Raw genomic sequence first — 22,115 nt, forward strand, 5'->3', positions numbered from 1 at the left:
GGCGGAGGCAGCGGGCAGAGGGCCTGGCCGGAGGCCAGGGCGGGGCGGGCCGGGGGCGATGCCGGTGCCGGGCAAGCCGCGGCCCGGGGCGGAACGGACCCGGTGGGGCACAGCCAGGACAGCAGGCACGCCGGGGCACGGCCCGGGGACGACACCGCCCGGTCAGGAGCCGGCACCGGCCCCGAGGGTGACGCGGGGGCCGGGAACCCCCGGTCCCGAGACGAGGGAAGGGACCGCTGGGCGTCACCGGGCGAGGAGGCCGGGCCCTACGCGCCGGGTACGCCGTACCGGCCGCCCAACCCGGGTACCAACCCGTACCTCCGGGTGCCGGACGAGTTGCGGGAGCCCGAGGACGCACGGCCTCCCTGGGCGGAGCGGCCCTCCGATGCCGCACCCGAACAGCCTTCCGGGCCCCGGCCCGGGCCCGACACCGACACACCGGCGGACGACGAGCCCCCCGCTCCCGGCGACGTCTACGGCGCTCCCACCGTCGTACGGCCGGTCGGGCCGCCGCCGCGTGGTCCCCGGCAGGCGCCCGGGCCGAGGAACGGGAACGGGCCGCCGCCTCCACCGCCTCCTCCCCCGCCGCCACCACGGAAGCCGCGTGGAGGGAAATGATCAGCGAGGGCGCGAGACGGACCGGCGGCATGTGACGGCGTACCCGTGCGTAAGGTTCGTGTCATCGGCGCGACATGCAGTGTTCGCTGTCCGCCAGACGGACCTCGGGGGCGGTGTGCCCCGCCCGCCGGATACGGTGGAAGCACCATGAGCGCTTCGCAGACCTCGTCTTCCGACGTCCCTGCCGACGTCCCCACCCTCCTTGTGAAGATCTTCGGCAAGGACAGGCCGGGCATCACCGCCGGGCTCTTCGACACCCTCGCCGCCTACTCCGTCGACGTCGTCGACATCGAGCAGGTCGTCACCCGTGGCCGGATGGTGCTGTGCGCGCTCGTGACCGAGCCGCCTCCCGGGCTGGAGGGAGATCTGCGGGCGACGGTCCACAGCTGGGCCGAGTCGATGAAGATGCAGGCGGAGATCATCTCCGGCCACGGCGACAACCGCCCGCGCGGGCTCGGCCGCTCCCTGGTCACCGTGCTCGGGCACCCGCTCACCGCCGAGGCGACGGCCGCGATCGCCGCCCGGATCACGAAGACCGGCGGCAACATCGACCGTATCTTCCGGCTGGCCAAGTACCCCGTGACCGCCGTCGAGTTCGCCGTCTCCGGCGTGGAGACCGAGCCGCTGCGCACCGCCCTGGTGACGGACGCGGCGCGGCTCGGCATCGATGTAGCGGTCGTCGCCGCCGGCCTGTACCGGCGTGCGCAGCGCCTGGTGGTCATGGACGTCGACTCGACGCTGATCCAGGACGAGGTCATCGAGCTGTTCGCCGCACACGCCGGCTGCGAGGACAAGGTCGCCGAGGTGACGGCGGCCGCGATGCGCGGGGAGCTGGACTTCGAGCAGTCCCTGCACGCCCGTGTGGCGCTGTTGGAGGGGCTGGACGCATCGGTCGTGGACAAGGTGCGCAGCGAGGTGCGGCTGACGCCGGGCGCCCGCACCCTGATCCGTACGCTGAAGCGGCTCGGCTACCAAGTCGGTGTCGTCTCGGGCGGGTTCACCCAGGTCACGGACGATCTCAAGGAGCGGCTGGGGCTGGACTTCGCCCACGCCAACACCCTGGAGATCGTCGACGGCAGGCTGACCGGCAAGGTCACCGGCGAGATCGTCGACCGTGCGGGCAAGGCCCGGCTGCTGCGCCGGTTCGCCGCGGAGGCGGGTGTGCCGCTGTCGCAGACCGTGGCGATCGGTGACGGTGCCAACGATCTGGACATGCTGAACGCGGCCGGTCTCGGTGTCGCCTTCAATGCCAAACCGGTGGTGCGCGAGGCCGCGCACGCCGCGGTGAACTTCCCCTTCCTCGACACGGTCCTGTACCTGCTGGGCGTCACGCGCGAAGAGGTCGAGGCGGCGGACACCCTCGACATCGACTGAGCCGGGATCGGTCGGGAAGGGCGCGGTCGCACCGGGCACGGTCAGGAAGTACCTGGTCTGGTCAGGAAGGGCCCGGCGCCGCACCGGCGCCGGGCCCCACTCACGCGGAGATCGTCACTCGGCCGGGGCCCAGTAGTCGCGCAGCTCGGCGGAACCCGGCTCCAGGCTCTTCCACGTACCGCCGAACGACAGCACGGCGAAGGCTGCGGCCGGGAAGCCGCGGCGCGTCATCCGCTCGCGGGCCTCGTCCTCGCCCGAGCCCGCCAGCACCTCGGCGAGGCCCTGAATGCCCGGGTTGTGCCCGATCATGAGGACGTTCCGCACGTCGTCGGGGGTCTCGTTGAGCAGGGCGATCAGCTCGCCCGGCGAGGCCTCGTAAATCCGCTCCTCATAGACCGTTTTCGGCCGCTGGGGGAACTCCTGGACGGCGAGCTTCCAGGTCTCCCGGGTCCGGACCGCGGTGGAGCACAGGGCCAGGTCGAAGGCGATACCGGTGTCGGCAAGCCTGCGCCCGGCCTCCGCCGCTTCCGTCCGGCCCCGGTCGGCGAGCGGACGCTCGTGATCCGTGACCTGTGGCCAGTCGGCTTTCGCATGGCGGAAGAGGGCAATCCTGCGGGGTTCAGCGACGCTCATGAGATCCAGCTTCGCATGAAACACGCCACGGGGCGCAGGGAGTTGACCACGGTGTTCGTCCGTGATCAGCGGGTCATCAGCTGCTGCGCGTGCTCGAAGAGCCGGGTGATCGCGGGGTCGCCGGTGGCGGCGTGGGCGTCGGACGGGTTCAGGTTCAGGGCGAGCAGTGCGGTGAAGGCCAGCACGGGCAGGGCGAGGGCCCACCAGGGCAGACGGCCGGCGGCGCCGGCCCGGGTCGCCGGGTGGGGCCGCGTGTGCGTAGGGGCCGACATGGGTGCCTCCGCTCTTCGAGTGGTCGGTGACCGTCGCGCGGTCACACACTTGAAGCTACGGAATCCTCGGCCGCCGACCCATCCGGTGATCCACCCACTTGACCCTGACCCTCACCCCCTAGGGGACAGGGGGGCTAACCCCACCATGGGCCGCGCGGGCGCGGGTCATGGTGAGGCGATGGTCGCGATGACGGCGATGACGATGAAGATCGCGAAGAAGGCGCCGAAGACGAGCAGCATCTTCTTCTGACCGTGCTGGGGGTTCGGGTCGAGCACTGGCATGGGGCCAGTCTCCCACCCGCCGTGCCGGCGGGGCGCCCCGGGGTGACCACCGCTCCCCGGGGCAAGGGCTCAGCGGGCGGCCTCGTCCTCCACGGTGCGGTCCCGCCCGGCCAGGAAGCCGACGACCATCTGCGGGATCATCAGGGCGCTCATCAGCGCGATCGGCAGGCCCCAGCCGCCGCTGTGCTGGTAGAGGACGCCCACCAGGAGCGGTCCGGGGATGGAGATGAGATAGCCGGTGCTCTGCGCGAACGCCGACAGCTGGGCCACCCCGGGGCCGGTCCTGGCCCGCATGCCGACCATGGTCAGGGCGAGCGGGAAGGCGCAGTTGGCGACGCCGAGCAGCACGGCCCAGGCCCAGGCGCCGGTGGCGGGTGCGAGGTACAGCCCGGCGTAGCCGACGAGGCCGCAGAGGCCCAGGGCGAGCACGATCGGGCCCTGGTGGGGCAGCCGGGTGGCCAGGCGGGGTATGACGAAGGCCAGGGGCACGCCCATCACCATGGTGACCGCCAGCAGCAGGCCCGCGGTGCCGGCGGGGACGCCGGCGTCCCGGAAGATCTGCGCCATCCAGCCCATCGTGATGTAGGCGGCGGTGGCCTGGAGGCCGAAGAAGACGGCCAGGGCCCAGGCGGTGCGGCTGCGGGCCATGCGCAGCCGGGGCGCCTCCACGGGCGCGTGCTCCGCGGGGGCGGAGGTCCGTGCCGGCGCCGCCTCGTCCCGGTCCCGAGCGGACGGGTCCCCGACGGACGCGGCGCCGACGGACGCAGCACCGCCGGTCGCGGCCTCCGCGGCCTTCTCTCCCGCCCCGGGAGGCGTGACCCGTCCCCGGACGAAGGGCAGCCACGGCAGCACGGCCGCCACGGCGAGCCCCGCCCACAGGGCCAGGCCGGTCTGCCAGCTGCCGCCGAGGGTGTCGGTCAGGGGGACCGTCACGGCGGCCGCGAGGGACGTGCCGAGGGCCAGGGCCATGGAGTACAGGCCGGTCATGGACCCCACGCGGTCGGGGAACCAGTGCTTGACGATGACCGGCATCAGGACGTTGCTGACCGCGATGCCCATGAGGGCCAGGGCGCTGCCCGCCAGGAAGCCGGCCGTGCCGCCCGCGTACGGGCGTATCAGCAGGCCGGTGGCGATGGCGACCATGCCGGCGCACACCACGGCGCCGGCGCCGAACCGGCGGGCGAGCCGTGGGGCCATGACGCCGAAGACGGCGAAGCACAGCGGCGGCACCGAGGTGAGCAGCCCGGCCACGCTGCCGCTCATGCCCAGCCCGTCGCGGACCTCCTCCAGGAGGGCGCCGAGGCTGGTGATGGCGGGGCGGAGGTTCAGCGCGGACAGCACGATGCCGAGGACGAGCAGTCGCATCGTCCACGCGCGCGTGGACGCGCCCCCGGCTTTCCCGGCGTCGTGCGCGGCCGAACTGCGTACGGTCGGGGGCGTCATCGTCCGGGTTTCCTCACTAGGCATGAGCCCCATCATAGAATCATGGGATGATTGACTGTCCACTCCCCGGCTGCCGCAGGGCGCCCCGGTCGTGCGAAGGTGTGCCATGCCCCTGAGCCATCCCCGCCGCTCGGCCCTGTCCGAGCAGGTCATCGCCGCGCTGCGGGCCCAGATCACCTCGGGCGAGTGGCCGGTCGGCTCCCGGATCCCGACCGAGCCGGAACTGGTCGAGCAGCTGGGCGTCGCCCGCAACACGGTCCGTGAGGCCGTCCGTGCCCTGTCGCACAACGGCCTGCTGGACATCCGCCAGGGTTCCGGCACGTACGTCGTGGCGACGAGCGAGCTGGCGGGCGTGATGCAGCGGCGGTTCGCCGAGGCCGACCCCCGGCACATCGCCGAGCTGCGCTCCACGCTGGAGTCGGCCGCCGCCCGGCTGGCCGCCCAGCGGCGCACGGAGAAGGACCTCAAGCAGCTCGACGCGCTGCTGCTGCGGCGCGAGAAGGCCTGGGAGTCGGGCGACAAGGAGGCGTTCGTGACCGCGGACGCGACGTTCCACCTGGCCGTGGTCTCCGCGTCCCACAACGACGTCATGACGGCCATGTACGCGGACCTGGGCGAGGTACTGCGGGACTGGCTGCGCGAGGACGTCGGCGAGAAGCTGACGCCGGAGACGCACATGGACCACGGGCGGCTGCTGGAGGCGATCCGCGCGGGCGAGGCGGACACGGCGGCGGCGGAGGCGGCCCGCTACCCGTTCCTGTGCCGGCTGGGCGGCGTCACCTCCCCCACCGGCGACTGACACCGCCCGCCGTGCTCACCTCCCCACGGGCGACTGGCATCACCCGCCGGGCTCGGCTCAGCTCTCCCGCCGGTGACTGATCCACACGTCGCCGACCTCTTTCCAGCACCGCCCCGTCAGCCGCACGGTCTGCGCGGGTCCGGCCTCGATCGGTGAGCTGTCGGTGTCGATGTCCCACCAGCGGGCGCACTCGACGTGCAGGCTCACGCGGTCGGGCTCCGGGTAGGGGTTGTGGCAGTACGCGGTCACCTTGGAGCCGGTCACGCGGATCCGGCACGCGGCACCGAAGGGATCGGCGGACTCCCGCTCGTCGGCGGGCACGCGCGCGTGGGGCACCGCCTCGTACGCCAGGGTCAGCACGAGCGCGACGGCGAGGGACACTGAGGCCGTTCGGCGGGACAAGCGCACAAGGGGACCTCCTCGGCCGTGCTGGGGAGGGATTCGGGCGGTGAACGCGTACTCCAGAGTGCCCAGTTGTGGGCCTCCCCCGCCCGGTCGGCTGAGCCGAACGGGTGACGCCCCGTTCCCCGCGCGCGGCGGGAAACGGGGCGTCGACGACGTACCGGAGGTCAGGCTCCGATGGCGTGCAGACCGCCGTCCACGTGGACGATCTCGCCCGTGGTCTTCGGGAACCAGTCGCTCAGCAGGGCGACGACACCACGCCCGGCCGGCTCGGGGTCCTTCAGGTCCCACTCCAGCGGGGAGCGGTCGTCCCACACCGAGGCCAGCTCGCTGAAGCCCGGGATGGACTTGGCGGCCATGGAGCCGAGCGGACCGGCCGAGACCAGGTTGCAGCGGATGTTCTGCTTGCCCAGGTCGCGGGCCATGTAGCGGCTGGTGGCCTCCAGTGCGGCCTTGGCCGGGCCCATCCAGTCGTACTGCGGCCAGGCGAACTGCGCGTCGAACGTCAGACCGACGACGGAGCCGCCGTTCTGCATCAGCGGCAGGCAGGCCATGGTGAGCGACTTCAGGGAGTACGCCGAGACGTGCATGGCCGTGGCGACCGACTCGAACGGCGTGTTGAGGAAGTTGCCGCCCAGGGCGTCCTGCGGGGCGAAGCCGATGGAGTGGACGACGCCGTCCAGGCCGCCGAGCTCCTCGCCGACGATGTCGGCCAGGCGCCCGAGGTGCTCGTCGTTGGTGACGTCGAGCTCGATGACCTTGGTGGGCTTCGGCAGCTTCTTGGCGATGCGCTCGGTCAGCGTGGGCCGCGGGAACGCCGTGAGGATGACCTCGGCGCCCTGCTCCTGGGCCAGCTTGGCGGTGTGGAAGGCGATGGAGGCCTCCGTCAGCACACCAGTGATCAGGATGCGCTTGCCTTCGAGAATTCCGCTCATGGTGATCAGTGACCCATTCCCAGTCCGCCGTCAACGGGGATGACGGCTCCAGTGATGTACGAGGCGTCGTCCGAGGCGAGGAACCGCACCGTCGCGGCGATCTCCTCCGGCTGGGCGTACCGGCCGAGCGGGACCTGCTTCACGATGTTCTCGCGCTGCTCGTCGGTGAGCGCCTTGGTCATGTCGGTGTCGACGAAGCCGGGCGCGACGACGTTGAAGGTGAGGTTGCGCGAGCCCAGCTCACGGGCGAGGGAGCGCGCGAAGCCGACCAGAGCGGCCTTGGAGGCGGCGTAGTTCGACTGGCCGGGGCCGCCGTACAGACCGACGACCGACGAGATGAGCACCACGCGGCCCTTCTTGGCGCGCAGCATGCCGCGGTTGGCGCGCTTGACGACGCGGAAGGTGCCGGTGAGGTTGGTGTCGATGACCGAGGTGAAGTCCTCCTCGGACATGCGCATGAGGAGCTGGTCCTTGGTGATGCCGGCGTTGGCGACGAGGACCTCGACGGGGCCGTGGGCCTCCTCGATCTCCTTGTAGGCCTGCTCCACCTGCTCGGCGTCGGTGATGTCGCACTTGACGGCCAGGCAGCCCAATTCCGTCAGGGCGGCCGGCGGCTCACCCGAGCGGTACGTGATGGCGACCTTGTCGCCGGCATCGGCGAAAGCGCGGGCGATGGCGAGGCCGATGCCCCGGTTGCCTCCGGTGACGAGAACCGAGCGGCTCAACGGATCACCCTTTCGATAGCGGTCAGATACCCGCCCGGCCGCCTGGACGACAGGCGGTGATGACAGGCGGCTTCCTCGAAAACCTATCGGTCCGGGCACGCCCGCGGACAATCGGGCACCGACAGTGGCGTACGGGACTCACTGTCGGGTCCCTACAGAAACCCGTCGGCCCCGCTCCGGAAAGTCGTGGCCCGCGCGCTGGATGGACGACATGATCGGAGCAGTCACGACGTACGGCAACCACGGTCACCTCGACAGAAAGAGACGGCGGTGCCTCATACCATCGACGAGGCCTTCACGGCCCTCCCCCTACGCGCCCTCGCCGACGCGGCCCTCGCACGCGCGCGTGCGCTGGGCGCCGAGCACGCGGACTTCCGGTTCGAGCGGGTGCGGGGCGCCTCCTGGCGGTTCCGGGACGCCAAGCCCGCCGGGTCGTCGGACACCACCGACCTCGGGTACGCGGTGCGGGTGGTGCACGGCGGTACGTGGGGCTTCGCGTCCGGCGTCGACCTCACCATGGACGCCGCCGCCCGGGTCGCCGGGCAGGCGGTGGCGATGGCCAAGCTGTCCGCCCAGGTGATCAAGGCGGCCGGGTCGGACGAGCGGGTCGAGCTGGCCGACGAGCCGGTGCACGCCGAGAAGACGTGGATCTCGTCGTACGAGACCGACCCCTTCTCCGTGCCAGACGAGGAGAAGGCCGGACTGATCGCGGAGTGGAGCGCCCGGCTGCTGGCGGCCGACGGCGTCGACCACGTCGACTCCTCCCTGCTCACGGTCCACGAGAACAAGTTCTACGCCGACACCGCGGGGACGGTGACCACGCAGCAGCGGGTGCGGCTGCACCCGGTGTTCAACGCCGTGTCGGTGGACGAGTCGAGCGGTGAGTTCGACTCCATGCGCACCCTCGCGCCGCCGGTGGGGCGCGGCTGGGAGTACCTGACGGGCACCGGCTGGGACTGGGCGGGCGAGCTGGAGCGCATCCCGGAGCTGCTCGCCGAGAAGATGCGCGCGCCGAGCGTGGAGCCGGGCCTGTACGACCTGGTCGTCGACCCGTCCAACCTGTGGCTGACCATTCACGAGTCCATCGGCCACGCCACCGAGCTCGACCGGGCGCTGGGCTACGAGGCCGCCTACGCCGGCACCTCCTTCGCCACCTTCGACCAGCTCGGCAAGCTGCGCTACGGCTCGGAGCTGATGAACGTCACCGGCGACCGCACCGCCGAGCACGGCCTGGCCACCATCGGCTACGACGACGAGGGCGTCCAGGGCCAGTCCTGGGACCTGGTCAAGGACGGCACACTCGTCGGCTACCAGCTGGACCGGCGGATCGCGAAGCTCACCGGCTTCGAGCGGTCCAACGGCTGCGCCTACGCCGACTCCCCCGGGCACGTGCCGGTGCAGCGCATGGCGAATGTGTCGCTGCGGCCGGACCCGGCCGGGATGTCGACCGAGGACCTGATCGGGGGTGTGGAGCGCGGCATCTACGTCGTCGGCGACCGGTCCTGGTCGATCGACATGCAGCGCTACAACTTCCAGTTCACCGGCCAGCGCTTCTACCGCATCGAGAACGGGCGGCTCGCAGGGCAGCTGCGCGATGTGGCCTACCAGGCGACGACCACCGACTTCTGGGGCTCGATGTCCGCGGTGGGCGGGCCGCAGACCTATGTGCTCGGCGGCGCCTTCAACTGCGGCAAGGCCCAGCCGGGCCAGGTCGCGGCCGTCTCGCACGGCTGCCCGTCGGCCCTGTTCAAGGGCGTCAACATTCTGAACACGACCCAGGAGGCCGGTCGATGAGCGCGCGTTCCAGCAAGCCGCACGAGGTCGTCGAGCGCGCCCTCGAACTGTCCCGGGCGGACGGCTGTGTCGTCATCGCCGACGAGCAGTCCACCGCGAACCTGCGCTGGGCGGGCAACGCGCTGACCACGAACGGTGTCACGCGCGGGCGCACCCTCACCGTCATCGCCACGGTCGACGGCAAGGAGGGCACGGCCTCGGGGGTCGTGTCACGGTCCGCCGTGACCCCCGACGAGCTGGAGCCCCTGGTGCGGGCCGCCGAGGCCGCCGCGCGCGGCGCCGGACCCGCCGAGGACGCGCAGCCGCTGGTCACCGGCGTGGCACCGTCACCGGAGTTCACGGAGGCGCCCGTCGAGACCTCCTCCGCCGTGTTCGCCGACTTCGCTCCCGCGCTCGGCGAGGCCTTCGCACGCGCGCGTGCGGGTGGCCGCGAGCTGTACGGCTTCGCCAACCACGAGCTGGTGTCCTCGTACGTCGGCACGTCCACGGGGCTGCGGCTGCGGCACGACCAGCCGAACGGGACGCTGGAGCTGAACGCCAAGTCACCGGACCGGACACGGTCGGCGTGGGCCGGGCGCTCCACGCGGGACTTCAAGGACGTCGACCCCGCGGCCCTGGACGCTGAGCTGGCCGTGCGCCTCGGGTGGGCCGAGCGGCGCATGCAGCTGCCCGCGGGGCGGTACGAGACGCTGCTGCCGCCGACGGCCGTGGCGGACCTGCTGATCTACCAGATGTGGTCGGCGTCGGGCCGGGACGCGGTCGAGGGCCGCACGGTGTTCTCCAAGCCGGGCGGGGGCACGCGGGTCGGCGAGAAGCTGACCGACCTCCCACTGACCCTGCGCAGCGACCCGAACGAGCCGGGTCTGGAGTCGGCGCCGTTCGTGATCGCGCATTCCTCCGGGGGCGATCAGTCGGTGTTCGACAACGGACTGCCGCTGACGGCCACCGAGTGGATGCGCGAGGGCGAGCTGCGGCATCTGACGACCAGCAGGCACAGCGCGGGCCTGACCGGCCTGCCCGTGGCGCCGGGGATCGACAACATCATCCTGGACGGCGGTGAGGACCGGTCCCTGGAGGAGATGGTCGCGAACACCGAGCGCGGGCTGCTGCTGACCTGCCTGTGGTACATCCGCGAGGTCGACCCGGCGTCGCTGCTGCTGACCGGTCTGACGCGGGACGGCGTCTACCTCGTCGAGAACGGCGAGGTGACGGGCGAGGTGAACAACTTCCGGTTCAACGAGTCGCCGGTCGGGGTGCTGGGCCGGGCCACGGAGGCGGGGCGGACCGAGAAGACGCTGCCGCGGGAATGGAGCGACTGGTTCACCAGGGCCGCGATGCCGGCCCTACGGGTGCCGGACTTCAATATGAGCTCTGTCAGCCAGGGCGTATAACCTCGTACCTGATTACGAGCCCACTCAAGGAGATACGAGAACCGTGACGGACATCGTCGACGAGCTGAAGTGGCGCGGGCTGTTCGCCCTGTCCACTGACGAGGACGCTTTGCGCAAGGCGCTCGCGGACGGTCCCGTCACGTTCTATTGCGGTTTCGACCCGACGGCGCCGTCGCTGCACGTGGGGCACCTGGTGCAGGTGCTCACCGTGCGCCGGCTCCAGCAGGCCGGTCACCGGCCGCTGGCGCTGGTCGGCGGTGCCACGGGCCTGATCGGCGACCCGCGCCCGACCGCGGAGCGCACGCTGAACGACCCGGAGACGGTCACCGGCTGGGTCGCCAAGCTGCGCGCCCAGATCGAGCCGTTCCTGGACTTCGAGGGCGAGAACGCGGCCGTCATGGTCAACAACCTCGACTGGACGGAGAACCTCTCCGCCATCGAGTTCCTCCGTGACATCGGAAAGCACTTCCGCGTCAACAAGATGCTGACGAAGGACTCCGTGGCCCGGCGCCTGGAGTCCTCCGAGGGCATCAGCTACACGGAGTTCAGCTACCAGCTGCTGCAGGGCATGGACTTCCTCCAGCTGTACCGGCGCTACGGCTGCACGCTGCAGCAGGGCGGCAGTGACCAGTGGGGCAACCTCACGGCGGGCCTGGACCTGATCCACCGCCTGGAGCCGGACGCGAGCGTGCACGCGCTGGCGACGCCGCTGATGACCAAGGCGGACGGCACCAAGTTCGGCAAGACCGAGGGCGGCGCCGTCTGGCTCGACCCGGAGATGACGACGCCGTACGCGTTCTACCAGTTCTGGCTGAACGTGGACGACCGGGACATCTCCAAGTACATGCGCATCCTGTCCTTCCGCTCCCGTGCGGAGCTGGAGGAGCTGGAGCGGCAGACCGAGGAGCGTCCGCAGGCCCGGGCCGCGCAGCGCGCGCTGGCCGAGGAGCTGACGACGCTGGTGCACGGCGCCGGTCAGACGGCCGCCGTGATCGCCGCGTCCAAGGCCCTGTTCGGGCAGGGCGAGCTGGCGGAGCTCGACGAGAAGACGCTGGCCGCGGCCCTGTCGGAGGTGCCGCACATCCAGGTCGCCGAGCTCGGCCCGGTCGTGGACCTGTTCGCCGAGGTCGGCCTGGTGGCCAGCAAGTCGGCCGCGCGCCGCACGGTCAAGGAGGGCGGCGCCTACGTGAACAACGTGAAGGTGGCCGGCGAGGACGCCGTCCCCGCCAAGGAGGACCTGCTGCACGGCCGCTGGCTGGTGCTGCGCCGGGGCAAGAAGAACCTGGCCGCGGTCGAGGTCACGGGCGGCTGAGAGCACGAGGAAGGGGGCGGTCTCCGGTGTGGAGGCCGCCCCCTTCGCCGTGCACCCCGTTACGCACTGCGTCTGCCTGCCCTGGCCGCAGTCCAGGCCCGGTCGCCCAGACCGACCAGGATGATCGCCATCACCAGCTGGAAGACGTGCCGCCACCAGTCGATCCCCGATGTGGCGTCGACACCGGCCGCCCGGGCGATGGCGTTGCCGGCGATGCCGCCGATCATGCCCAGGATCACGGTCAGCCACAGGGGAAGGTGTTGCTTGCCCGGAATGATCGCCTTGGCGATCAGGCCGAGTACCAGTCCTACGATGATCGCCCACAACCAGCCCATCGCTGCCTCCTCGTGCGGCTCGACGTGAGCACTACGGCCAGTGTCGGCCCAGGAACCGTACGCCGCATGCCGACGCGGGCCGTCCGCGGGACGGCGCAGACCGTTCGTACCGGCGGTGCGCCACCCGGTCTCGTAGCGGGCGCAGACGCGGCGTAACGTGGAAGCTGCCCTGGTCAGGTTCCCCGGCCGGCCCGGGGCGGCCACGGGGCGGGGACAGTCCGATACGGGCGGATGGTGGAATGCGATGCGGAAGCAGCATGGCGGCGGCAACGTCCAGGTTTTCCGGATCACCGGCGCCCGGACGGGACTCCAGGAGGACGTACGCGGGCGGCAGCGCCGGTACGTGATCTCGATGACGGTCCGCACGATCTCCGTGATCCTCGCGGCCACGTTGTGGAACGTCGAACGGCACGTCGCCATCGTGGCGTTGGTGCTCGGGCTGGTGCTGCCGTACATCGCGGTGGTGATCGCGAACGCGGGGCGCGAGAACGCGCCGTCTCTGCCGTCGACGTACGTGGTGTCGCAGACGCGTCCGATGATCGAGCCGCCGGGTTCCGGTGACGGGCGGGCGGAATCCGTCGCGGAAGACGCCGTGTCCGGGCCGGTGCCGGGTGCGGGGGGCGAATCGCACGAGCGGTAGGGGCGCTCGGGGAGAGATCACGAGGGCTCGCGAAGGGAAGTCATCTTCCCGCCAAGCTCAAGAAAAGCTCAGATCAATCGTGTTGTTCCAGTGCCGGGCTCGGGGTTACCCGTGACATACTTCGTACGCGCTCCGCATCCCCCGTCGGAGCGACGGACCGACGCCGGGCAGCTCCCCCCGTGGCTGCTCGGCGTCGCCTTTTGTGTCGTGATGATGTGCAGTGGTGAGACGAAGCCGTGAGTGACGAGACGCCCATCTGTTCCGCGAAGGGCTGCCGCGCCGACGCCGTGTGGGTGCTGGCGTGGAACAACCCGAAGATCCATACACCGGAGCGGCGCAAGACGTGGCTGGCGTGCGAGGAGCACCGCGAGCACCTGTCGCAGTTCCTCGGGGTGCGCGGGTTCTTGAAGGACGTGGTCCTTCTCAAGGAATGGGAAGCGCGGGACGTGTGACGCTTCCGGGTGCGGGTGCGTCGTGGCTTGTCGCGCAGTTCCCCGCGCCCCTGAGTGTCTCTACCCACCGATCGCCGACATGGGCCTGGTCGGCTGTACGAACGTCGGGTCGTCCAGGCCCGCTCCCGCCTTCTTGCCCCACATCGCCAGACGCCAGATGCGGGCGATCTCCTCGTCCGGGGCGCCCGAGCGCAGCGCGGCGCGCAGGTCCGTCTCCTCCTGGGCGAACAGACAGGTGCGGACCTGGCCGTCGGCCGTGAGGCGGGTGCGGTCGCAGGCGGCGCAGAACGGGCGGGTGACGGAGGCGATGACACCGACGACATGCGGGCCGCCGTCGACGAGCCAGCGCTCCGCCGGTGCCGAGCCGCGCTTCTCCTCGCCCTCGGCGGTCAGCTCGAAGCGGGTGCGCAGGGAGGTCAGGATGTCCCCGGCCGTGATCATGCCGTCGCGCTTCCAGCCGTGCTGGGCGTCCAGGGGCATCTGCTCGATGAAGCGCAGCTCGTAGTCGTGCTCCACGGCCCAGGCGAGGAGGTCGGGGGCCTCGTCGTCGTTGAGCCCCGGCATCAGGACCGAGTTGACCTTGACCGGGGTCAGGCCCGCGTCGCGGGCGGCGTGCAGGCCCTCGAGGACGTCCTTGTGGCGGTCGCGGCGGGTGAGGGTCTTGAAGACGTCCGGGCGGAGGGTGTCCAGGGAGACGTTGACCCGGTCCAGGCCCGCTTCCTTCAGGGCCGCCGCGGTGCGCTTGAGGCCGATGCCGTTGGTCGTCAGCGACATCTGGGGGCGGGGATCCAGCGCCGCGACGCGCTCGACGATGCCGACCAGGCCCGGGCGCAGCAGCGGCTCGCCGCCGGTGAAGCGGACCTCCTCGATGCCGAGGGACGTGACCGCGATGTCGATCAGGCGGACGATCTCGTCGTCGTCGAGCAGGTCCGGCTTGGCCAGCCACTGCAGGCCCTCCTCGGGCATGCAGTACGTACAGCGCAGGTTGCACCGGTCGGTCAGTGAGACCCTCAGGTCGGTGGCCACCCGGCCGTAGGTGTCGATGAGCACGTGGGCCCCCTCCCTCGTCGCGGATCATGCGTGCGGCACTGCTTCTCCGACATCTGCGAGCCTACGTGACCCCACCGACAACACCACAGACCCGATCCCACGACGTGGAACGCGGCCGGGCCGCAGGGACCTGGAGGTTCCTACGACACGGCCGCGCGGGAGGGATCGTGCTCAGTGGGCTCCGGTGCCGGTCAGGGACCGGACCTCCAGCTCCGCGTACTTCTTGGCGTCGGGCTCCTCCTTGGACAGGACCGTGCCGAGCCAGCCCATGAGGAAGCCGAAGGGGATGGAGATGATGCCCGGGTTCTTCAGCGGGAACCAGGCGAAGTCGACCTCGGGGAACATCGCCTTGGGGTCGCCGGAGACGACGGGCGAGAACAGCACCAGGCCGACGGCGACGATCAGGCCGCCGTAGATCGACCACAGCGCGCCCTGGGTGGTGAAGCGCTTCCAGAACAGGCTGTAGAGGATCGTCGGGAGGTTGGCGGAGGCGGCGACCGCGAAGGCGAGGGCGACCAGGCCGGCCACGTTCAGGTCGCGGGCCAGGGCGCCCAGGCCGATGGAGACGACGCCGATGAAGACGGTCGCCCAGCGGGCCGCGCGGACCTCCTCGGCGCCGGAGGCCTTCCCCTTGCGGATGACGTTGGCGTAGATGTCGTGCGCGAAGGACGACGACGAGGCGAGGGTGAGGCCGGCGACGACCGCGAGGATGGTCGCGAAGGCCACCGCCGAGATCGTGGCGAGCAGGATGGCGCCCCAGGTCGAGTCGACACCGCCCAGATGCAGGGCGAGCAGGGGTGCGGCCGTGTTTCCGGACGGGTTGGACGCGATGATCTCGTCCTGGGAGATCAGTGCGGCGGCGCCGAAGCCGAGGGCGATGGTCATCAGGTAGAAACCGCCGATGATGCCGATGGCCCAGTTCACGGACTTACGGGCGGCCTTGGCGTCGGGCACCGTGTAGAAGCGGATCAGGATGTGCGGCAGGCCGGCGGTGCCGAGGACCAGGGCGATGCCGAGGGAGATGAAGTCCAGCTTGGAGGTGCCGGTCGCGCCGTACTGCAGGCCGGGCTCCAGGAAGGCGGCGCCCTTGCCGCTGTTCTCGGCGGCCGTGCCGAGCAGGTCGGAGATGTTGAAGTTGAACTTCAGCAGCACCAGGAAGGTGATCAGGATGGTGCCGCCGATGAGCAGCACGGCCTTGATCATCTGGACCCAGGTGGTGCCCTTCATACCGCCGATGGAGACGTAGACGATCATCAGGACGCCCACGAGGGCGACGATGAGGATCTTGCCGGCGTCGGAGGTGATGCCGAGCAGCAGCGAGACGAGGACGCCCGCTCCGGCCATCTGGGCCAGCAGGTAGAAGATCGACACCACGATGGTGGAGGTGCCGGCGGCCGTGCGGACCGGGCGCTGGCGCATGCGGTACGCGAGGACGTCGCCCATGGTGTAGCGGCCGGAGTTCCTCAGCGGCTCGGCCACCAGGAGCAGGGCGACCAGCCAGGCGACCAGGAAGCCGATGGAGTAGAGGAAGCCGTCGTACCCGAAGAGGGCGATGGCGCCCGCGATGCCGAGGAACGACGCGGCGGACATGTAGTCGCCGGAGACGGCGAGGCCGTTCTGGAAGGCGCTGAACTGGCGGCCGCCGGCGTAGAAGTCGGCGGCGTCCTTGGTCTGGCGGCCCGCCCAGATGGTGATGCCGAGGGTCGCGACGACGAACAGCGCGAACAGGGTGATGATCAGCGGGCGGTGCTCGCTGGCCTCGTTCGCCGCGATGAAGTTCTGCTGGGCGAGGAGGGTCTGCTGTACGGGGCTCATGCGCCGCTCTCCATCCGGGTCTTGATGGCCTCGGCCTTGGGGTCGAGCTTCGCGGCGGCGTGCCGCGAGTACCACCAGGCGATGAGGAACGTGGTGACGAACTGGGCGACGCCGAGGACGAAGGCGACGTTGACGTTGCCGAAGAGCTTCGTGCCCATGAAGCCGCCCGCGTAGTTCGAGAGCAGGACGTACAGCAGGTACCAGGCGATGAAGCCGACGGTCAGCGGGAAGGCGAAGGAGCGGTAGGAGCGGCGCAGTTCACCGAACTCCGCGCTCTCCTGCACCTCGGCGAACTCCTCGGGTGAGGGGAGCTTGTGTTGCTCTTTCGACGGGGGCGGTGCGTCGGTGGCCACGGAGTCTCCTCGCAGGGACGGAAGCGGTTGTGAACGGGGGCGGAGGCGAGTGTCCTCGCGCTCCTTGTTCAACGTCACGGCGGCACGCGAGAACCGGTTCAAACGCCCGGCGTTCTTTCCGAAGTCGTTTCGACAAAGCGTTGCTGGCCAGCGAGAGGCCGGGATAGCTTCGCCCTGCACCACCACGTCATGTACCTGCCCGAGCACCACCTGTGCCTCGGGCCGGTTTCGTTTCCGGAGGATGTGGAGACCCCATGTCTCACTTGCGTTCCAGACGCCGGCTCGCTCTCGCCGTGCCCGTCGTGCTGTCCCTGACGGCCTCGCTGGGCTTCCTGCCGGCCGCCGCGTCGGCCGCCCCGCAGGCGGAGTCGGCCACTCGGACGGCGGACGCGCCGAACCTGGCGTACGTCGTCAACACCAAGGTGGACGGCCACACGATCGCCTCAGTGAAGAAGGCGATCGCGAAGGCCGACGGCTCGGTCGTGACCACGTACGAGCGGATCGGCGTCATCGTCGTCCACTCCTCGAACCCCGACTTCGCCCGGACCATCCGCACGGCGCGCGGCGTGCAGTCGGCGGGGGCCACCCGGACGACGCCGCTGACGGCCGCGGGGACGAAGGAGGAGGGCGCGGTCGAGTACCTGACGGACGCCCAGGCCGAGCGCACCGAGGCCGCCTCGGCGAAGACGCCCGAGAGCGAGCCCCTCGAGGCGGACCAGTGGGACCTGCGCGCGATCGGCGCCGACAAGGCCGCGCAGATCAACCCGGGCAGCCGCAAGGTGACCGTCGCCGTGATCGACACCGGCGTGGACGACACCCACCCCGACATCGCCCCGAACTTCTCCGCGTCGCAGTCCGCCAACTGTGCCGGCGGCAAGCCCGACACCAGCGAGGGCGCCTGGCGTCCGTACACCGCCGGGGACTACCACGGCACGCACGTCGCGGGTGAGATAGCCGCCGCCCGCAACGGCGTGGGCGTCGCGGGTGTCGCTCCCGGTGTGAAGGTGTCCAGCATCAACGTGACCGACCGGGCGAACGGCCTCTTCTACCCGGAGAGCGTCGTATGCGCGTTCGTGTTCGCCGCCGACCACGGCGTCGAGATCACGAACAACAGCTACTACGTCGACCCGTGGCTGTACAACTGCATGGACGACCCGGACCAGCGGGCCATCGTCGACGCGGTCAACCGGGCGCAGCTGTACGCCCAGAAGAAGGGCACGCTGAACGTCGCCTCCGCGGGCAACTCCAACCACGACCTGGACTCGGACGCGATCGTCGACGACTCCAGCCCGGACGACTCCACCCCGGTGGAGCGCACCATCGACCCGCACGAGTGCTTCGACGTGCCGACCCAGCTGCCGGGTGTCGTCACGGTGAGCTCGACGGGTGTCGACAACGCCAAGTCGTACTTCTCGACGTACGGCAAGGGCGTCGTCGACGTCGCGGCGCCGGGTGGTGACCGCCGTTACCAGATCCCGGACACGCCCTCGAAGGACGGCCGCATCCTGTCCACCCTGCCGGGCGGCACCTGGGGCTTCCTGCAGGGCACCTCGATGGCCTCGCCGCACGCCTCCGGTGTCGCCGCGCTGCTGAAGTCCAAGCACCCGTGGGCGTCTCCGGCCCAGCTCCAGGCGCTGCTGAAGGCGCAGGCCGACGCGACCGCCTGCCCCACCTCCTACGACCAGGACGGCGACGGCACCCAGGACGCGGTCTGCAAGGGCGGCAAGCGCCTCAACGGCTTCTACGGGCACGGCATCGTCAACGCGCTGCGCGCGGTCAAGTGACCCGACTCGCCACCGAGACCTTCCGCAAGATCAGCTCGTACCGTGAACGAACTGGAGACACCATGACTGCGCCGTACGCGCGCTACCGTCGCGCCGCCGCGATCCCGGCCGGGATGGCCATGGCCACGGCCCTCGCGTTCCTGCCGAACACCGCGGCCACGGCCGCCGAGGACGCCCCCGCTCCCGCGGCGGCACAGGCCGACGCGACCCCGCTCAGCTACGTCGTCAACGTCAAGCCGGGGCACGGCACTTCGGCGTACGTGAAGAAGGCCGTCGCCAAGGCCGGCGGCACGATCGTGACGTCGTACGACCAGATCGGCGTCATCGTCGTCCACTCCTCGAACGCCGATTTCGCCAAGACCATCCGCACGGTGCGCGGCGTGCAGTCGGCGGGTGCCACCCGCACCGCGCCGCTGCCCTCGGCGTCGACGGGTGACCTGGGCGCGCCGAAGGTGCTGAGCGCGGCCGAGGTCGCCGCGGCCGACGCCCCCGCCGGGCAGGACCCGCTGCAGCCCCAGCAGTGGGACCTGCCGGCCATCAAGGCGGACAAGGCGCACGAGAAGACGCTGGGCAGCAAGAAGGTCACGGTCGCCGTGATCGACACCGGTGTCGACGACACCCACCCCGACATCGCGCCCAACTTCGACCGCAAGGCGTCGGTCAACTGCGTGTCGGGCAAGCCGGACACGGCCGACGGGGCCTGGCGGCCGAGCGCCGAGGAGAGCCCGCACGGCACCCATGTCGCCGGTGAGATCGCCGCCGCCAAGAACGGCGTCGGCATGACCGGTGTGGCGCCCGGGGTGAAGGTCTCCGGCATCAAGGTGTCCACCACGGCCGGCTTCTTCTACACCGAGGCCGTGGTCTGCGGCTTCGTGTGGGCGGCCGAGCACGGGGTCGACGTGACGAACAACAGCTATTACACGGACCCCTGGTACTTCAACTGCAAGAACGACCCGGACCAGAAGGCGCTCGTGGAGGCCGTCGGCCGGGCCTCGCGGTACGCGGAGAAGAAGGGCGCGGTCAACGTCGCCGCGGCGGGCAACGAGAACTACGACCTCGCCGCCGACGAGATCACCGATCCGTCGTCCCCGAACGACACGACGCCGGGCGACCGGGTCGTCGACCCCTCGGAGTGCCTCGACATCCCGACCCAGCTGCCGGGTGTCGTCACGGTCGCCTCGACGGGCGCGAAGGGCATCAAGTCGTCCTTCTCCAACCACGGGCTGGGCGTCATCGACATCGCCGCCCCGGGCGGCGACTCGACCGCCTACCAGAAGCCGGACGCACCGGCCACGAGCGGCCTCATCCTGGGCACGCTGCCGGGCGGCAAGTGGGGCTACATGGCCGGTACGTCGATGGCGTCCCCGCACGTCGCGGGCGTCGCCGCGCTCATCAAGTCGGCGCACCCGTACGCCTCTCCGGCGCTGGTGAAGGCCCTGCTGTACGCGGAGGCCGACGCCACGCCGTGCACGGACCCGTACGACATCAACGGCGACGGCAAGATCGACGCGGTGTGCGAGGGCACGAAGAACCGCAACGGCTTCTACGGCTGGGGCATCGCGGACGCGCTGGACGCGGTGACCAAGTAGAGCTCGTGTGAAGGCGATCCGGGCCGGGCGGGGGTATCCGTCCGGCCCGTTTCATGCCTGCGGCAGGATTCCTGGTTTCCGTCGTGTGTGTGCTGTGGGCGTTTGCCGTGTTCCTCCGGACGAGAACAAGCAGGTGCGGCTGTGGTGGGCGGCCGCGTCCCGGGGTGATCGAGTGCGGCCGACTTGCCCGGCCGTGTGGAGGTTGGTGAAGATCCTGGGGTGACTTCGCCGAAACCGATACCCGGGGTGACCGATTCGCGCGGCCCGCTGCGGCCCACCGGTGCGGGCCGCGCCGTCGCCGTCCTGGTGCTGGTGGCACTGGCCGCGTCGATCCCGCTGCTCGGCCCGTCCGCCGCGCTGCACGGCACCGGGGAGGCCGAAGTGCCCGGCGCGGCCGGCATGGCCCTGCTGCGCACGGTGCTGTTCGCGGCGCTGTGCATACCCGTCGGCGAACTGTTCGTGAACCGGCTGGCGCGTTCGCTGCCCGGTTCGCAGGCCGGGCCCCCGGCTCTGCCCCGCAGTTGGTCTCCCTTCGCGGCCGCCGGCGGTTTCGTCGCCGCCCTCGGGCTCGCCGTGCTCGTGGCCACCGGCAATCTCGTGCCGGGCGAGGTGGCGGACATCGACGTCGGCGGACTCTACGCCTCCCGGGACGGCAAGCTGGCCCTGCTGGAGGTCAACGCGTTCCTCGTGGCGGGGCTGTGCGCCGTGTCGCGCCGGCCGGTCACACAGATGTGGCCGCTGGCCGCCGTGGTCGTCGCCGAGGCCCTGCGCGCCCACCCCACGACCGAGCACAGCCCGCTGACCGGCTCCGCGCTGACGCTCGTCCATCTGACCTGTGCGTCCCTGTGGGCAGGGGGTCTCCTCCACGCGTTGCGCGTCCTGCGGCTCTGGTCCGGGCGTGACGGCAGGGCGGCCGGTGCGGCCCTGCTGGGTCTCTACGCGCGCGTGGCGGTGGTGCTGCTCGTCGCCATCACCACGACGGGCGTGTGCAGTTCACTGCGCCGGATGCCGCCGGAGACGGTCCTGGAGCAGCTGACGGGGACGGCATACGGGCGCGCCCTGCTCGCCAAGGTGCTCCTCGTGGTGGCCGTCGCCGCTCTCGCCGTGTGGGCCCGGCGGCGGCTGCACCGGGCGGCCGACCCGCTGACCGCCTGCGCGCCGGCCCGGGCCGAGGTGGCCGCGCTGGGTCTGGCGGTCGCGGCGTCCGGCCTGCTGACGGTTCTTCCGGTGCCCATCCGCTGGTGACGCCGGTGAGCCTCGCACGGCGTGTCACAGACGGCGTGTTTCAGACGGCGTGTTTCAGACGGCGCGCATCTCTCCGTACGTCGCGGCCGGTGCCCTGCGCGCGTCGAGCGCCCCGACGGTGCCGCCTGCCAGCAGGGCCTGCGCGGCGATGTAGGTGAGCATGACCCAGAAGTCCGGCGCGGGCGGCTGCGGCCACTCGGCGACGCCTGTCGCGATGAGGGTGTCGGAGAGCAGGAACAACGCCCCGCCGCACCCGGCGAAGAGACCGAGCCGGATGGCGGACCGATACGCCATGGCGGTGAGCAGGACGCTGTAGCAGACGACGGGCACGCGCAGGCCGGCAGGCAGGTCCGGCCACAGCAGCGCGACGGTCGCGACGAGGGCGGTGGCGTAGCCGAGGGCCAGCACGCCGGCACGCGCGCGTGGGACCGCGTCACGGCTGCCGTACCGCGCGAACAGCACGAGGTAGCTGATGTGTCCCGCCGCGAAGGAGGCCATGCCCGCGAGGAAGGCCGGCTCGGCGTCCGACAGCAGCAGGACGTCCCCGCCCCAGCCGAACAGCAGGGCGGCCAGGAGCGGCCGGGGCGCCTTGCGCAGGGCGGCCCACAGCGCCAGGAGCGGCATCAGCAGGGGCTTGGCGACGGTGTGCCCGGCGTCGAACCCGGCCACGAGGCAGGCGAGGTCGACGGCGGCGGCGAGGGCGAAGGCGGCCAGGAGGAGGCGCTGCGGATTCACGCCGACGCGCTCTTGGCGACCGGGGCGCTGTTGGCGACCGGGACGGTCCCGGCGACGGGTCCGGGCTCGGCGACGGGTCCGGGCTCGGCGGCAGGCGACGGAGCCGGTACCCCGGCCGGTGACGAAACCGCTACGGC

At 71.2% G+C, this 22,115-nt stretch carries 22 protein-coding genes; 10 read left to right on the top strand and 12 right to left on the bottom strand.

Annotation, left to right across the window (positions count from 1 at the left end; all coding sequences use genetic code 11):
- The first annotated feature begins 765 nt into the window (after positions 1–765).
- Complete coding sequence (serB, locus tag K4G64_RS29060; protein WP_221758938.1) at positions 766–1,992, top strand: phosphoserine phosphatase SerB; 1,227 nt, start codon at positions 766–768, stop codon at positions 1,990–1,992.
- Positions 1,993–2,106: 114 nt separating this feature from the next.
- On the opposite strand, the gene K4G64_RS29065 is transcribed toward serB, so the two are convergent.
- From K4G64_RS29065 to K4G64_RS29075, 4 genes are all read right to left on the bottom strand, one after another.
- Positions 2,107–2,625: a histidine phosphatase family protein gene (locus K4G64_RS29065; protein ID WP_221758939.1), complete on the bottom strand. Its 519-nt coding sequence runs from the start codon at positions 2,623–2,625 to the stop codon at positions 2,107–2,109.
- 65 nt (positions 2,626–2,690) lie between these two features.
- Positions 2,691–2,897, bottom strand: a complete 207-nt coding sequence (locus K4G64_RS29070; protein ID WP_221758940.1) for a hypothetical protein — start codon at positions 2,895–2,897, stop codon at positions 2,691–2,693.
- Positions 2,898–3,062: 165 nt separating this feature from the next.
- Positions 3,063–3,179, bottom strand: a complete 117-nt coding sequence (locus tag K4G64_RS40585; protein WP_097215821.1) for an SGM_5486 family transporter-associated protein — start codon at positions 3,177–3,179, stop codon at positions 3,063–3,065.
- Positions 3,180–3,248: 69 nt separating this feature from the next.
- Positions 3,249–4,658 (bottom strand): CynX/NimT family MFS transporter, encoded by a 1,410-nt coding sequence (locus tag K4G64_RS29075; RefSeq protein WP_221758941.1) that lies wholly within the window; start codon positions 4,656–4,658, stop codon positions 3,249–3,251.
- Between the two features lie 70 nt (positions 4,659–4,728).
- Here K4G64_RS29075 and K4G64_RS29080 point away from each other — a divergent pair, with 70 nt between their 5' ends.
- Positions 4,729–5,421: a FadR/GntR family transcriptional regulator gene (locus K4G64_RS29080; protein ID WP_221758942.1), complete on the top strand. Its 693-nt coding sequence runs from the start codon at positions 4,729–4,731 to the stop codon at positions 5,419–5,421.
- 57 nt (positions 5,422–5,478) lie between these two features.
- On the opposite strand, the gene K4G64_RS29085 is transcribed toward K4G64_RS29080, so the two are convergent.
- The 3 genes from K4G64_RS29085 to fabG all read right to left on the bottom strand — a co-directional run bounded on the left by K4G64_RS29085 (position 5,479) and on the right by fabG (position 7,483).
- Entirely contained in the window at positions 5,479–5,829 is a 351-nt protein-coding gene (locus K4G64_RS29085; protein WP_221758943.1) for a hypothetical protein, read from the bottom strand.
- 161 nt (positions 5,830–5,990) lie between these two features.
- Positions 5,991–6,758 carry an enoyl-ACP reductase FabI gene (fabI, locus tag K4G64_RS29090; protein ID WP_221758944.1) on the bottom strand — a complete coding sequence of 256 codons (768 nt, stop codon included), beginning with the start codon at positions 6,756–6,758 and terminating at the stop codon, positions 5,991–5,993.
- Positions 6,759–6,763: 5 nt separating this feature from the next.
- Positions 6,764–7,483: a 3-oxoacyl-[acyl-carrier-protein] reductase gene (gene fabG / locus K4G64_RS29095; RefSeq protein ID WP_031104169.1), complete on the bottom strand. Its 720-nt coding sequence runs from the start codon at positions 7,481–7,483 to the stop codon at positions 6,764–6,766.
- Positions 7,484–7,753: 270 nt separating this feature from the next.
- Between fabG and K4G64_RS29100 the strand changes: the two genes are divergently transcribed.
- From K4G64_RS29100 to tyrS, 3 genes are read left to right on the top strand one after another with little or no spacing between them, the layout of a single operon-like run.
- A complete protein-coding gene (locus tag K4G64_RS29100) occupies positions 7,754–9,277 on the top strand; it encodes a TldD/PmbA family protein (protein ID WP_221758945.1) in 1,524 nt (507 codons plus the stop codon).
- Entirely contained in the window at positions 9,274–10,668 is a 1,395-nt protein-coding gene (locus K4G64_RS29105; protein WP_221758946.1) for a metallopeptidase TldD-related protein, read from the top strand. The genes K4G64_RS29100 and K4G64_RS29105 overlap by 4 nt, the downstream gene beginning before the upstream one ends.
- A 43-nt stretch (positions 10,669–10,711) precedes the next feature.
- A complete protein-coding gene (gene tyrS / locus K4G64_RS29110) occupies positions 10,712–11,980 on the top strand; it encodes a tyrosine--tRNA ligase (protein WP_221758947.1) in 1,269 nt (422 codons plus the stop codon).
- Between the two features lie 59 nt (positions 11,981–12,039).
- On the opposite strand, the gene K4G64_RS29115 is transcribed toward tyrS, so the two are convergent.
- Positions 12,040–12,315, bottom strand: coding sequence for a GlsB/YeaQ/YmgE family stress response membrane protein (locus K4G64_RS29115; protein WP_221758948.1), 276 nt, complete (start codon positions 12,313–12,315; stop codon positions 12,040–12,042).
- Between the two features lie 244 nt (positions 12,316–12,559).
- On the opposite strand from K4G64_RS29115, the gene K4G64_RS29120 reads away from it, so the two are divergent.
- Together K4G64_RS29120 and K4G64_RS29125 are read left to right on the top strand one after the other, a co-directional pair.
- Positions 12,560–12,955, top strand: a complete 396-nt coding sequence (locus K4G64_RS29120) for a DUF3099 domain-containing protein (protein WP_221758949.1) — start codon at positions 12,560–12,562, stop codon at positions 12,953–12,955.
- Between the two features lie 236 nt (positions 12,956–13,191).
- A complete protein-coding gene (locus K4G64_RS29125) occupies positions 13,192–13,407 on the top strand; it encodes a hypothetical protein (protein WP_190897735.1) in 216 nt (71 codons plus the stop codon).
- A gap of 60 nt (positions 13,408–13,467) precedes the next feature.
- On the opposite strand, the gene moaA is transcribed toward K4G64_RS29125, so the two are convergent.
- The 3 genes from moaA to K4G64_RS29140 all read right to left on the bottom strand — a co-directional run bounded on the left by moaA (position 13,468) and on the right by K4G64_RS29140 (position 16,625).
- A complete protein-coding gene (moaA, locus tag K4G64_RS29130; protein ID WP_221758950.1) occupies positions 13,468–14,457 on the bottom strand; it encodes a GTP 3',8-cyclase MoaA in 990 nt (329 codons plus the stop codon).
- Positions 14,458–14,628: 171 nt separating this feature from the next.
- Positions 14,629–16,272, bottom strand: coding sequence for a cation acetate symporter (locus tag K4G64_RS29135; RefSeq protein WP_221758951.1), 1,644 nt, complete (start codon positions 16,270–16,272; stop codon positions 14,629–14,631).
- Positions 16,269–16,625: a DUF485 domain-containing protein gene (locus K4G64_RS29140; RefSeq protein WP_221758952.1), complete on the bottom strand. Its 357-nt coding sequence runs from the start codon at positions 16,623–16,625 to the stop codon at positions 16,269–16,271. Before K4G64_RS29140 ends, K4G64_RS29135 begins: the two co-directional genes overlap by 4 nt.
- 254 nt (positions 16,626–16,879) lie before the next feature.
- On the opposite strand from K4G64_RS29140, the gene K4G64_RS29145 reads away from it, so the two are divergent.
- The 3 genes from K4G64_RS29145 to K4G64_RS29155 all read left to right on the top strand — a co-directional run bounded on the left by K4G64_RS29145 (position 16,880) and on the right by K4G64_RS29155 (position 21,243).
- Positions 16,880–18,409 carry a S8 family serine peptidase gene (locus K4G64_RS29145; protein ID WP_221758953.1) on the top strand — a complete coding sequence of 510 codons (1,530 nt, stop codon included), beginning with the start codon at positions 16,880–16,882 and terminating at the stop codon, positions 18,407–18,409.
- Positions 18,410–18,471: 62 nt separating this feature from the next.
- Positions 18,472–19,998, top strand: coding sequence for a S8 family serine peptidase (locus K4G64_RS29150; protein WP_221758954.1), 1,527 nt, complete (start codon positions 18,472–18,474; stop codon positions 19,996–19,998).
- Positions 19,999–20,244: 246 nt separating this feature from the next.
- Positions 20,245–21,243 carry a CopD family protein gene (locus K4G64_RS29155; RefSeq protein ID WP_308122520.1) on the top strand — a complete coding sequence of 333 codons (999 nt, stop codon included), beginning with the start codon at positions 20,245–20,247 and terminating at the stop codon, positions 21,241–21,243.
- 54 nt (positions 21,244–21,297) lie between these two features.
- On the opposite strand, the gene K4G64_RS29160 is transcribed toward K4G64_RS29155, so the two are convergent.
- Positions 21,298–21,978: a lysoplasmalogenase gene (locus tag K4G64_RS29160; RefSeq protein WP_221758956.1), complete on the bottom strand. Its 681-nt coding sequence runs from the start codon at positions 21,976–21,978 to the stop codon at positions 21,298–21,300.
- Positions 21,979–22,115 lie beyond the last annotated feature (137 nt).

Source organism: Streptomyces sp. WAC04114 (assembly GCF_019733245.1).
Taxonomy (GTDB): Bacteria; Actinomycetota; Actinomycetes; order Streptomycetales; family Streptomycetaceae; genus Streptomyces; species Streptomyces massasporeus_A.

Coding starts and splice junctions, on each gene's coding strand:
- K4G64_RS29115 (WP_221758948.1), bottom strand. CDS start 12,315: ATGGGCTGGTTGTGGGCGATCATCGTAGGACTGGTACTCGGCCTGATC.
- K4G64_RS29075 (WP_221758941.1), bottom strand. CDS start 4,658: ATGATGGGGCTCATGCCTAGTGAGGAAACCCGGACGATGACGCCCCCG.
- serB (WP_221758938.1), top strand. CDS start 766: ATGAGCGCTTCGCAGACCTCGTCTTCCGACGTCCCTGCCGACGTCCCC.
- K4G64_RS29120 (WP_221758949.1), top strand. CDS start 12,560: ATGCGGAAGCAGCATGGCGGCGGCAACGTCCAGGTTTTCCGGATCACC.
- K4G64_RS29150 (WP_221758954.1), top strand. CDS start 18,472: ATGACTGCGCCGTACGCGCGCTACCGTCGCGCCGCCGCGATCCCGGCC.
- fabI (WP_221758944.1), bottom strand. CDS start 6,758: ATGAGCGGAATTCTCGAAGGCAAGCGCATCCTGATCACTGGTGTGCTG.
- K4G64_RS29105 (WP_221758946.1), top strand. CDS start 9,274: ATGAGCGCGCGTTCCAGCAAGCCGCACGAGGTCGTCGAGCGCGCCCTC.
- K4G64_RS29070 (WP_221758940.1), bottom strand. CDS start 2,897: ATGTCGGCCCCTACGCACACGCGGCCCCACCCGGCGACCCGGGCCGGC.
- K4G64_RS40585 (WP_097215821.1), bottom strand. CDS start 3,179: ATGCCAGTGCTCGACCCGAACCCCCAGCACGGTCAGAAGAAGATGCTG.
- K4G64_RS29145 (WP_221758953.1), top strand. CDS start 16,880: ATGTCTCACTTGCGTTCCAGACGCCGGCTCGCTCTCGCCGTGCCCGTC.
- K4G64_RS29065 (WP_221758939.1), bottom strand. CDS start 2,625: ATGAGCGTCGCTGAACCCCGCAGGATTGCCCTCTTCCGCCATGCGAAA.
- K4G64_RS29135 (WP_221758951.1), bottom strand. CDS start 16,272: ATGAGCCCCGTACAGCAGACCCTCCTCGCCCAGCAGAACTTCATCGCG.
- K4G64_RS29080 (WP_221758942.1), top strand. CDS start 4,729: ATGCCCCTGAGCCATCCCCGCCGCTCGGCCCTGTCCGAGCAGGTCATC.